This is a genomic window from Bradyrhizobium sp. LM2.9, from assembly GCF_054056555.1.
Map to the genome: position 1 here is coordinate 5,284,592 of NZ_JBSRYJ010000002.1, position 12,139 is coordinate 5,296,730.

Consider the following 12,139-nt stretch of genomic DNA (forward strand, 5'->3'; position numbering starts at 1 on the left):
ATATCTGTTGTCTAAGCGGATAGCCGAAAACCTAAGCCATCGCTTAGGAACGTCGACATTGCGCTATTGGGGAATGTCCATGACATTAAGTAGCATGCCGCGCGAGGTGCTTCCCCGCCGATCGGCGGAGGCCGCTAGAACCCGCAATGTCGAACCCTACATTGATATCTATCGTCGACGATGATCAGCCCTATCGTGAGTCAATGCGAAAACTCATACTGTTGCTGGGCTACACTGTCGAAACGTTTCCGTCATCGGCCGATTTTCTGGCATCGCGTGCCTTGCCTGAAACCGCCTGCTTGGTCACCGACGTTAACATGCCCGGGATGACCGGAATTGAATTGCACAGGCATTTGGTCGATACAGGGTACGCGATCCCAACGATCCTCGTTACCGCCTACCCCGATGAGGTCGTCAGGGATCAGGCTCTAAAGGACGGGGTTGTTTGCTACCTCAGCAAGCCAGTGGACGACGACTATCTCGAACGATGCCTGCGTTCGGCTCTGCAGCCGGGTACGCCGATTGGAGACAATTCATGAGCCGTGATCCGCCGGCAGGTTGAACTGAAATACAGCGCCGCGAGGCTCGTTCGCTTCCGCCCACAGCTTGCCCCTATGGGCGTCGATGATGGAGCGGCATATCGACAGCCCCATCCCCGTTCCACCGGACTTCGTGGTGTAGAAGGCGTTGAAGACTCGATCGAGATGCTCCGTATCAATGCCCGGTCCCGAATCGCGTACGACTACGAGGACGCCCGTCTGATCCTCCTCGACACTGATCAACAGTTCTCTCGGCCCCTCCTCAACCGAGCCCATTGCTTCAGCCGCGTTCAGAATCAAGTTCAGCAAGACCTGTTGCAATTGAACGCAATCCCCCATAACCGGAAGCAGTCCATCTGCAAGCTGAGTTTGGGACCGAAACGCGATTCCTGCGGATCACGCTTTGCGCCAGTAAAATTACTTCGTTGATAGCCGAATTGAGATCAAAACGCTCTTTTCGCAGAGGCGCTTTCTTGATGTGATCGCGCATCCGTCCGACGATATCCTTTGCTCGGTCCGTGTCCCTGACAACGCAAGCGAGCGCTTCCCTGGTCTCATCCAGATTTGGCGGGTTCATTTCCAAAAAGCGCATCCCTGCACGGGCGTTGTTACGAGCGGTCGCGATGGGATGCAGAATTTCGTGAGACAGCGAGGCGGCCAATTCTCCCATCATGTTCACGCGGTTCATATGGGTGAAATCCAACTCGAGCTGGCGCAGCTTTTCATGTTCGTTCTGTGCCCGTCTTCGTTCCGTCACGTCGACGGTTGTGGTGATAACCTCAGCCAGCGTGTCCCGGGGGGAAAACATATGATGGCTAGTTCCTTCGACCCATTTGATTGTTCCATCAGGTAGCAGGAGTCTGAACTCGGCCATGAAATCTCTTTTCTGGTGCACGGCCTCCTGAATCGCTCCCCAAACTCTGTCGCGGTCCTCTGGGTGAATGCGTTCCCACATACTTTGTCGACTTGGAAGGCCCTGGAGCGGATCAAACCCCCAGATCCTGTAACTCTCGTCCGACCAATAGAGGTAATGCATCGTCCTCGCGTTATAGATCCAATTGCCAGTGCGGCTGAGTCTCTGCGCTTGGCTAAGCGCTTCCTCGACCCGCTTGCGCTCGGTCAGATCGAGCACGAACGCAAGACTCTGGTCACCTCCTTCCTTGAACAGCGCGGCACCAATAAGCACAGGCACGCGGCTGCCGTCTTTCCGAAAATATTCCTGCTCGAAGGGCTGAAGCCTTCCAGTCGAGTTCAGTTCTTCCCGGGCACGTTTGTCGAGCTCGCGCCACTCCGGCGGGGTCAACCCAGCCCGGTGCAGGCGACCCCGGACCAGGTCCTCACGGTCATATCCCACGATACGTAAAAACGCATCATTAGCTTCGAAGATCCGCCCTTCGCGGTCGACAATGAGGATCCCGATGATGTTGGCGTCGACCAAACGCCTAATCTTCCCTTCCCGATCCGCGAGATCGTCATAAAGCCGCGAATTTTCGAGCGAGATTGCGGCCTGCGACGCAAGCACCTTCAACACTGTGACGCGGTCAGGTGTGAAAACGTGGGCCGCCAAGTTGTTTTCTAGGTAGAGTACCCCGGCCAGTTTGCCTTGTTTGAGCAACGGCAGGCAGAGAATTGAATGGGCGCGATGCTTATGGATGTACTCATCGGCGGAAAACGGGTTCGCGACAGCGGCATCGTGGATAAGAACGCTCTCTTTTGTCCGGATCACGTAGTGTAGAATGGAATCCGGGAGATTTGCAGCGGTTACACCTGCTTGTCGCTGACCGACGGTCACCATATCATTGCTGATCGTGACTTCCGCCTCAATCCGGTACCCGTCACCTACCGCAAGGATCAACAGACCTCGCCCGGCACCCGCGTACTCAATTGCCGTGCGCATCAGCGTGTCGATCAGTTTTTCTAGAACGATCTCGCCCGACACGGCTTGCGAGATTTTGATAACAGTAGCTAGATCCAGTTGTTCGAGGGATGAGCCAATCGTGCTTGTGGAGCCGGTAACCGGGTTTTCCTCCCTGAGATGCGGATACAACCCGTCGAGTTGGCGTACCTTGCCGTCGGCTCCCCAACGGACGTATGCGTACCGCGCGTCCCGCAGATAGGCATGCGCGATCTTCTTGAACCCGCGCGCGGCATAAAAGCGTGCAGCGACTTCGTTGGCGAGCGCCTCGTTGTGGACCAAGCCGTACTTGTGTGCCGAGTGGATAGCGTGCTCATAAAGATGCTCGGCATCGAGCGCGCGGCCTTCGATTCGGGCGATCTCCGCACCGACGAGCGCGACGCGGTTCTCGAAGTTGTCCGGGCAAGCCGTCGCCCAGACCTCGAGCTGTCGGTGGTGCGCGGCCAGTGCCTCGACATGCTGCTGGCCGGCCGCTGCGGACTCGCAGGATGCCGCTTGGGAGAGTGCGCTGTAGAAGTGATACTCTGCCGTTTCGAACATTGACGGCGACGTCCACAGCAGCCGTTGAGCTCGCGACGAGGCCTCGATGGCCGACACATAGTCGCCGGCAAAGAAGCGCGCCTGCAACTTGCGGACCCAGTACCAGCCCTCGGCGAGCGCCAGATCCGGGTTCCTGCAGAAGCGGGACTCCAGTAGGAGTTCGCTAAACTGCCCATCGTCAAAGGAACCGAAAATCGGCGTCAAGCCGCGGAGTGTCCGAATCAGCCCAAGCTGGCCGGCGATGGAGTCAATCAGAAGGCCGAACCGCATCTTCTGCGCAAACGCGAGACCGCGCTCGGCTTCGCTTTGCACCTCATCGAGTGGATCGCCCGCCGCAAGAAGGTTCGTGTTCAGGTGGCTGCAGCAGTACGCCGCAAAGGTGAGGTCACCGATCTGGTTTGCCGCCTCAAACGCACGCCGCAGCAGATCACGACCTTCCCGGACATGTCTCGTCCAGGGCGTGACCAAACTTCCAAAGTTCAGATAGATCCTGGCCTGGAAGCGCTTTAGCCCGCGCTGTTCGACCAGTTCATAGCCGAGACGGCAGAATAGAAGTCCCGCCTGGTAGTCACCGAATTTCGGTCCAGCAAGCCTGCCAAGCACCGCATAGGCGTAACATGAGCCGTCGCAATTGCCACCCTCGAGGCTGAGATTGACTGCTCGACAGATGACCAGGGAAGCCAGGTTCGCATCCGTATGCCAAGCTGGCGGCCCGAGCTTCGTCAGGACGTCGAGGGTCGCGAGCGATGCGGCATTGCTCATCAAAGGCAGATCAATGAGGCTTTCTATCGAGCGGGAGCCGAGTTGGTACCAGATCCGCTCAAACTCGCGCCGAGCCTCGTCTTCCGTCGGGTGCGGCGACCAGTCGATGTCCAGGTGCCGGAGATAGTCGAGACCGACTGCGATCGCGCGGCCGGCCTGATCCAGGGTCGTGTAAAGATCCACCTGCAGGCACGTAACGCGGGCTCGTTCGATCGTCGTTGCGGCCCGGGCCGACAGCAACGCCAGGCGCTGCTCGCCTTCCGCCAGTGCACCAGTGAGGAACTCACATTCGGCCCGGTGCAACTCTAACTCAAAGATCAGGTCGTGCTGGCGCTCCCAAGAGTCCCCTCGCAGCAGAGCTACGCCGGAGACCAGGTAGCTCAGCGCCGAGGCATATGCTGTCGAGCTCTTAGCGCGCTTACCCGCAATGAAATTCAACTCCGCGACCCGCTCAAGCTCCTCAGTTGACGTGATGAGATGCGAGCCGCGGTTGAGCTGATTGAGGATTTCGAAGATCGTCTCCTTCAGCTTCTCTGGAGGGGTCTGCGCTGCGAGCAGCATCCCTATTCGGAGATGGGCTTCGGCACGCGATTCCTCCGGGATCAAGGAGTAGGCGGCTTCCTGGACACGGTCGTGGAGGAACTTGTAGGAATCTTCCGAACGAAAGATCAACCCTGCTCGCACCGCTTCCCAAACCCGGCCATGCATCTCCTCTTCGGACTCCTGGTAAACGATCCGCAACATCTCGAACCCTGCGTCGTTGCCCAGGCAGGCGAGCTTCTGCAATGCGTTCCGGGTTTCGGCGGACAGGCGGTTCAGTCTCCCCACCATAAGGTCCACCACATTGTCGGTGTAACCTTTGGCGTGAATGCGATTCAGGTCCCAGCACCATCGCGCCTCGCCATAATCGAAAGTGAGCAATGCTTCGTCGGCGAGCGCAGAAATGAACTGAATAGCGAAAAGCGGATTGCCGGTTGTCTTCTCGTGGATCAGCCGCGCCACCGGCGCGACTTTCTCTGGTTCGCTGTGGACAGAATCCGCGATTAGTTGTCCCAAGTCTTCACAGGTCAGGGGTGCCAACACGATGTCTTGCAATATCGCTCCAGCTAGGCGCATCGCTTCGAGCTTGCGCATCAGCGGATGGATGGGATCGACTTCGTTGTCGCGGTAAGCGCCAATCAACAACAGGTTCCGCACATCCGGCCGGGTCAACAGATCCTCGAGCAAATCGAGCGTTGCTACATCGAGCCATTGGAGATCGTCGAGGAACAGGGCGAGCGGATGTTCCGGCCGCGCGAATACGCTGATAAATCGCCGGAACACCAGCCGAAAACGGCCCTGCGCATCCTGTGGCGGCAGCTCGGGGACCGGTGGTTGTTCGCCGATGATGTGCTTCAATTCCGGGACGAGATCAACAATGAGCCGACCGTTCGGTTCGAGCGCCTCGAGCAGCGCCTCTCGCCATTGCCGCAGCTCCGCTTCGGTCTTGCTCAAAAGCGGACGGATCAGGCTCTGAAAGGCCTGCGCAAGGGTGAGGTACGGGATGTCGCGCTTGTACTGGTCAAACTTGCCCGATGCAAAAAGACCGCGGGGCGGAACAAGTGGCTTATGAAGCTCGTTGACGACCGCGGACTTGCCGATGCCGGCGTATCCGCGAAACCAACACCAACTCCGGCCTGCCGCCAGCGACGATACGGTCGAAAGAGGCAAGCAGGCTATCGATCTCGGCTGTCCTACCATACAATTTCTCGGGGATCAGCAGCCGGTCCGGAGTGTCGTGTTCCCCTGGCGGGAAATCGTCGATATCGCCCCGGGTTTCCCATTCAGCAAGGCAATGCCGTAGATCGCTCTCGGCGCCTGCAGCCGTCTGGTAACGCTCCTCGGCAGTCTTGGCGAGCAGCTTCATAATAATCGCAGAGACAGAGCCTGGGAGGTTTTTTAACCGCTCGCCGGGCGGCACCGGCTTTCTTGCAATATGGCAGTGCACCCATTCCATCGGTTCGACCGCCGTGAAGGGCAGAGCGCCCGTTAGCATCTGGTACAGCGTGACACCGAGGGCGTAGAGATCGCTGCGCGCGTCGACCGAGCGGTTCATCCGTCCGGTTTGCTCGGGTGCCATGTAGGCAAGCGTACCGGCGATGGTCTCGGGCGGCTCGGGGCGCCTGCCGCTCGCGGGACAGGCGCGATGCAATGCCAAACCCGGTGAGCCGCACGTGTGCATCCGCGCAGTCCACCACAATATTAGCCGGCTTAATGTCTTTGTGGATGAGTCCGCGCTGATGAAGCTTGCCCACAGCCCAGGTAGCAGCGATAGCCAGGCGCAGGAAGCGTCCTACCTCCATGGGCCCACCGAGCAAACGCTCGAGCGGCTCGCCGCCCAGGTCATCAAGCACTAGCACGGTCCGACCGGCGTCGCGCATGAGGGCCAGCGGCCGCGCCGCCCATGTCCCGTCGAGCTCATCTTTCAGCTCGTATTCGTGCGTGAGGCGATCGAGTGTGGACCGGGACGGCTGGTCGGCGGCAGGGGCAACAAGCAGCACGGCAAGCCGGTTGCCATTGTCGTCCGGTCGCCAACCGCGGCTGAACACGCGCTCGCCGTCCTCCCACAACACCTGAGAACTACCGTCCGAGTAGGCGACGTTCAGCGACTGCTGCATCATCTGTCAGACTCCGGCGTCTGGCATCGGCTTGAAGCTCTTCGTGCGCGACACGCGCGGCCTCTCCGGCGTGGAGAAATCTACTCCATCGCCCGAGAAATGCCAGCCGTCCCTTGGTCTTACCGGACACGGCTGATGCGGATTCCCCTCCTCACGGCAGCCAACCTTATTGCCGAGAACCTCAAGGAGCCGAGAGCTCCACTCAATCGAAATCCTCGTGGAACGAGCGCCGCCCTCTCAGCGCAGAACCCCAGGCGCGCCCCAGCCGTTCCGATAACGGTCAGCTATCAACTCCATGGCGAGAGGTGACTTTCCTTTCAACCGACTTGAATTCAATCTGCAACCAATCGTCCCCGCCCTCGATACGGACCGAAGTCGGCGTTCCGTTGAACGATCGTGGGCCAGGAGGTCCGAGGTGCGTCGATCGCTTCACGGCGCGCCGCTAGGGTGACCACAGTTGAATCGGCTGGTTCCGAGTCGCTTTCGACCAGCCGCCGGAAAATCGCGCGAGGGCGTCATGACGGTTCAAATCTCACAACGAGGCAAAGAGTATTTGAGAAAAGCGCAGACGGTGCTTCGCTCTGCCAAAGCCATGACGGACCAAGTGATTGCGACTCAGCTTAAGGCTCGTGCCGACAACTACGAACAGCGAGCCAAGAGAGCTTCGCTCGACGCCGCACGGGATTGCTCGATCCGTTGCTACTACGAGTGAAATACGTGAGCCGACGAGTAGCGTCGCGGCAGCGGCCCAGCGGTAGCTACGTTGGGGTTGCCAACGTCTGTCCCCTCTACACCTGGACGTCTGGCGCGACGCGTGGCGGTCCAGTTCGCGATCAATAACTTTCCGCTGGTGTGCGGCTTGACCGCAACCGTTGCGATCCCCGCCGGCATCCGAAACAGGTGATCAGCCTGGCCGATGCGAACGTCGCGGCGGCGAGGAACATGACAATAGACGTCATCTCTGCCGCCCGCGCGAGGCGACCCCTGCACATCGTCGGCGTACTCGATCTGCCGTTTCGAGTGGTCGCGCGAGTGTCCCGGTTTGATCGTGCATCGCAGTCACCGCGACTCACTCCGCCGCGGCCGCGGCCGTCTGAGTCGGCTTGCCCTCGTTCTTGCCTTCCGCGAGGTTACGCACCACCACGTAGAAGATCGGCGTGAAGATCAGGCCGAACAGCGTGACGCCGAGCATGCCGAAGAACACGGCCACGCCGACCGCCTGGCGCATCTCCGAGCCCGAACCGGTCGACACCACCAGCGGCAGCACGCCGAGGATGAAGGCGAACGACGTCATCAGGATCGGCCGCAGGCGCAGCCGGCAGGCCTCGATGACCGCTTCCAGCCGCGGCCTGCCCTCAAGCTCGATGTCGCGCGCGAACTCGACGATCAGAATGGCGTTCTTGGCCGCCAGCCCCACCAGCACCACAAAACCGATCTGGGTCAGGATGTTGACGTCCTGTCCCATGATCCGCACACCGATGGTGGCGGCCAACAGACACATCGGCACGATCAGGATCACCGCGAACGGCAACGTCCAGCTGCCATATTGCGCCGCCAGCACCAGATAGACGAACAGCACACAGATCGGGAACACGTAGAGGCCGGCATTGCCACCCGTCACCTGCTGGTAGGACAGATCGGTCCATTCGAAGGAAAAGCCGCTCGGCAACGTTTCGTCGGCCAGCTGTTTGATAGCATTGAGCGCCGTCGTCGAGCTAACGCCGGCCGCCGGCTCACCTTGCACCTCGGACGCCGAGTATAGATTGTAGCGTGCGACACGATCAGGCCCCGAGACGTCCTTGAAATCCACGACGCTGCCGAGCATTACCATGTCGCCGGCCCCGTTGCGGGTACGCAGCCGCGCGAGATCGGAAGTCTCTTTGCGGAATGGGAGATCTGCCTGGGCGGTGACGTGATAGGTACGTCCGAACAGGTTGAAATCGTTGACATAGGTCGAGCCGAAGTAAGTCTGGATCGTGTCGGTAATGCTGGCAATGGGGACGCCGAGCTTCTGCGCCTTGATATGATCGATATCGACGAACATCTGCGGCGTGTTCGCCGTGAACGGCGAGAAAACAGAGGTCATATCTGGCGACTTCCGCGCCGCGGCGACGAGCTCGTTGGTCGCGGCTGCGAGCAATTCGGGGCCGCGTCCTTGTCGATCCTGGATGCGGATGGCAAAGCCGCCGCCGGTGCCGATGCCGGGCACGGCCGGCGGCGGAATGACGATGATGAAGGCGCCCTGGATCGCCAACAGCCGTTTGCGCAGCTCGGCCGTGATGGCATTAGCGGTAAGACCTTTCTTGATCCGCGCCTCGGGCTCATCGAACACAGGGAACAACGCCGCGGCGTTGCCGGCCTGCGTGCGGGTTGCGCCGGAAAAGCCGCTGAACGCCCCGACACGGACGATACCCGGCGTGTCCAGCGCAACCCGCTCGATTTCGCGCACCACCGCAGCCGTTCGCGCGAGCGACGCGGCACCCGGCAACTGCACCGAGATTATGAGGTAACCGCGATCCTGCGCCGGGATGAAGCCCTGCGAGGTGGTCGCGAGCAGCCAGCCGGCGCTGCCGATCAATGCGACATAGAGCAACAGCATCGGCGTCGAATGCCAGATTACGAAGGATGCCACAGCCGCATAGCCATTCGACAGCCAGTCGAACACACGGTTGAAAGCACCAGTGAAGGCAGACCAGCCGCGCGCGATTACGTTCCAACGCCTTGCGGACCGCTTCTCCTCATGCGGGACCAGAATCTGAGAGGCCAGCGCGGGTGACAGCGTCAGCGAGCAGAAGCAGGAGATCGCGGTCGCGACCGCGATGGTGACAGCGAACTGCTGGAAGAACTGTCCGGAGATGCCACCGAGGAAAGCGGTCGGCACGAACACCGCACAGAGCACCAGCGCGATCGAGACCAGCGCGCCGCCGACCTCCTCCATGGTTTTCAGCGCGGCGTCGCGCCGGCTCATGCCGCGCCGGAGATGGCGTTCGACATTCTCGACCACCACGATGGCGTCGTCGACCACGATGCCGACCGCGAGGACGAGGCCGAACAGCGTCAGATTGTTGATCGAGAATCCGAGCGCGGCCATCACCGCGAAAGTACCTACCAGCGACACCGGGATCGCGATGATCGGGATGATCGCAGGCCGCCAGCCCTGCAGGAACACCAGCACCACGATGACGACGAGCGCCATCGCCTCGTAGATCGTCTTGATCAGCTCGTGAACGGACTGGGCGATGAATTCGGTGGGATTGTAACCGATATTGTAGTCGAGCCCCTTCGGAAAACTCTCCTTCAGCTTCGCCATCGTGTCGGAGATGTTCTTCGCGGTCGCGAGCGCATTCGATCCGGGCCGTTGCGTCACCACCATTGCAACGGCCGACTTGCGCAATATGCGGCTGCTGGTGGCGTAGGACAGCGCACCGAGTTCGACGCGGGCGACGTCGCGCAGACGTACGGTACGGCCGTCGGAACCGGCTTTCACCACGACGTCCTCGAACTGCCTGATGTCTTTGAGGCGTCCTGTGAAGGTGAGATTCGGCTGGAATGCGCGATCGGCGATCGGCGGCTCCGCGATCTGTCCGCCGGTGATCTGCAGGTTCTGCGCGCGGATCGCCGCCAGTACTTCGGTCGAGGTCAGGCCGAGATTGGCGATCCTGTCGGGATCGAGCCACAAGCGCATCGAGTAGTCGCGCGCGCCGAACATCTGAATGTCACCGACGCCGTCGAGCCGCAGTAGCTGGTCGCGTACCTGCAGCAGCGTGTAGTTGGAGATGTAGAGCTGGTCGAAACTCTCGTCGGGCGACAGCACGAAGACGGCCATCAAGATATCTGGCGAATTCTTGCGAGTGACGACGCCGTTGCGTTGTACCTCCTCGGGCAGCCGCGGTTGCGCGATCGCGACTCGATTCTGCACCAGCACCTGGGCCTTGTCGAGGTCGGTGCCGAGCTTGAAGGTGACGGTGATGGTGAGCTGGCCGTTCGAGGTCGCCTGGCTGTAGAGATACAGCATGTCCTCGACGCCGTTGATCTCCTGCTCGATCGGAGCTGCGACCGTGTCGGACACGGTCTGCGCGGAGGCGCCCGGATATTGTGTTGTCACCGTGACGGTCGGCGGCACCGCCTGCGGATATTCCGACACCGGTAACGTCTGATAAGCGATCGTGCCGACGATCACAAGCACGATCGACAGCACCATTGCGAGGATAGGCTGACTGATGGAGAGCTTTCCGAGGTTCATGGCTTGGCACCTGCCGGAGCCTTGTCGCCTGCTGGCGGCTGCGCCATTTTCGGTGTCACCTTGGCGCCGACGCGGGCGCGCTGAATGCCGTTGACGATGACGCGGTCCTCCGCGTTCAGTCCTTCGCGGATCACGCGCAGCCCGTCATCGAGTGGCCCCAGCACCACGGGGCGCGCCTCGACGGTGTCGTCGGGCTTCACCACGAAGACGATCTTGCGCGACTGGTCGGTCGCGACCGCAACGTCCGGAATCAGCAGCGCCTCGTAAGGCGCGCTGCCGATCAAGCGCACGCGGCCGAACTGACCGGGCAGGATTGATAGATCGGTGTTCTTGACCACGGCACGGCTGCGCAGCGTGCCGGTGGAGACATCGAGGCGGTTGTCGAGGAAGTTGATGGCGCCGTCATGCGACGCTTTGGTCTCGCCGGCCAGCGTCACCTGCACCGGGTTCGCGGTGTCGCGCGAGCTCGGGCGCTTACCCTCAAACCAGAGCTTGCTGTATTTGATGAAGGTCGTCTCATCCATGTCGAAATAGACGTAGATCGGATCGAGCGCGACGATCGAGGTCAGGAGCGTCGACGTGCCGGTGTCGCTACCCTGTACGAGGTTGCCGGGGCTGACGAGATGACGGCTGACGCGCCCGGTCAGCGGCGCGGTGACATGGGTGAATTCGATGTTGAGCCGGGCGGCCTGCAGCGTACCCTCGGCCTGCGTTTCGGCAGCATGAGCCGCCTGCAAGGCCTGACGGCGCTGGTCGACGACGACCTGTTCAGAAACAGCACTGGTCTGAACCAGAGTCAACCCACGGTCGAGTTCGCGCTTGGCAAGCTCCGCCTTGGCGCGCGCATCTGCAAGCTGCCCCTCTGCCTGCAGAGCGACCGCTTCGAACGGTCGCGGGTCAACAGTGTAAAGCAGATCGCCTGCATGGACGATCGCACCATCCTTGAACTCGACACTGTTGATAAAGCCGCCGACGCGAGCGCGGACCTGAACTTCCTCAATCGCCTCGAAGCGGCCTGTGAACTCATCCCAGTCGGTGACCGTTCGTTTCACCGGTTGCGTGACTGTCACCGACGGTGGCGGCGGCGCGGCCGCCTGCGATTGCGCCTTCTCGTCGCAGCCAGCGAGCGCCAGCGCGAACAGCAGACCGATCGGCGCGCCGCCGCATCGAAGGCGACGATACGAACTGCGGGCCGGAGCCGGAGGCTCCGCTGCCGCTAAATTCCCGCCGGATTGCAGTGTCAGCGTGCGCATGGCGCGACGATTTCGATGACATCGTTACTTTGCATATCGACCCACTCTCAATCTTCCCATCGTATTCCGCGTGCCGATAGCGAAACCGCAAGTTTCGGCTCGACGATGCTTTGGAGAGTGACCTTGCAACCCCGGCGACGGAAATCACCTCTCGCCATGGAGTCGATAAACGGTCGTTATTGCCGCTCGACGCGCGAGCGCGATGCCGTAGCGAGGAATGCCACAAGCCG

The 12,139-nt window shown here is 60.8% G+C and carries 5 protein-coding genes and 1 pseudogene; 2 read left to right on the plus strand and 4 right to left on the minus strand.

Annotation, left to right across the window (positions count from 1 at the left end; translation table 11 throughout):
- Positions 1 to 146 precede the first annotated feature (146 nt).
- Complete coding sequence (locus ACVWW3_RS27440; protein WP_456672198.1) at positions 147 to 539, plus strand: response regulator transcription factor; 393 nt, start codon at positions 147 to 149, stop codon at positions 537 to 539.
- Here ACVWW3_RS27440 and ACVWW3_RS27445 read toward each other — a convergent pair.
- Both ACVWW3_RS27445 and ACVWW3_RS27450 read right to left on the minus strand, forming a co-directional pair.
- Positions 534 to 848: a sensor histidine kinase gene (locus ACVWW3_RS27445; RefSeq protein WP_456672199.1), complete on the minus strand. Its 315-nt coding sequence runs from the start codon at positions 846 to 848 to the stop codon at positions 534 to 536. The two genes, ACVWW3_RS27440 and ACVWW3_RS27445, sit on opposite strands and share 6 nt — an antisense overlap.
- Positions 820 to 6,416, minus strand: a pseudogene (locus ACVWW3_RS27450) (AAA family ATPase). The gene ACVWW3_RS27445 and the pseudogene ACVWW3_RS27450 overlap by 29 nt, the downstream one beginning before the upstream one ends.
- A 514-nt stretch (positions 6,417 to 6,930) precedes the next feature.
- Between ACVWW3_RS27450 and ACVWW3_RS27455 the strand changes: the two are divergent.
- Entirely contained in the window at positions 6,931 to 7,125 is a 195-nt protein-coding gene (locus tag ACVWW3_RS27455; protein ID WP_456648051.1) for a hypothetical protein, read from the plus strand.
- Between the two features lie 357 nt (positions 7,126 to 7,482).
- Here the strand turns inward: ACVWW3_RS27455 and ACVWW3_RS27460 are convergent, their stop codons facing one another.
- Positions 7,483 to 10,656, minus strand: coding sequence for an efflux RND transporter permease subunit (locus ACVWW3_RS27460; protein ID WP_456672200.1), 3,174 nt, complete (start codon positions 10,654 to 10,656; stop codon positions 7,483 to 7,485).
- Complete coding sequence (locus ACVWW3_RS27465; protein ID WP_456672201.1) at positions 10,653 to 11,909, minus strand: efflux RND transporter periplasmic adaptor subunit; 1,257 nt, start codon at positions 11,907 to 11,909, stop codon at positions 10,653 to 10,655. Before ACVWW3_RS27465 ends, ACVWW3_RS27460 begins: the two co-directional genes overlap by 4 nt.
- Positions 11,910 to 12,139 lie beyond the last annotated feature (230 nt).

Bases quoted from the DNA above. Each gene is read 5' to 3' on its own strand.
- ACVWW3_RS27455 (WP_456648051.1), top strand. From the start codon at position 6,931: ATGACGGTTCAAATCTCACAACGAGGCAAAGAGTATTTGAGAAAAGCG.
- ACVWW3_RS27440 (WP_456672198.1), top strand. From the start codon at position 147: ATGTCGAACCCTACATTGATATCTATCGTCGACGATGATCAGCCCTAT.
- ACVWW3_RS27465 (WP_456672201.1), bottom strand. From the start codon at position 11,909: ATGCGCACGCTGACACTGCAATCCGGCGGGAATTTAGCGGCAGCGGAG.
- ACVWW3_RS27460 (WP_456672200.1), bottom strand. From the start codon at position 10,656: ATGAACCTCGGAAAGCTCTCCATCAGTCAGCCTATCCTCGCAATGGTG.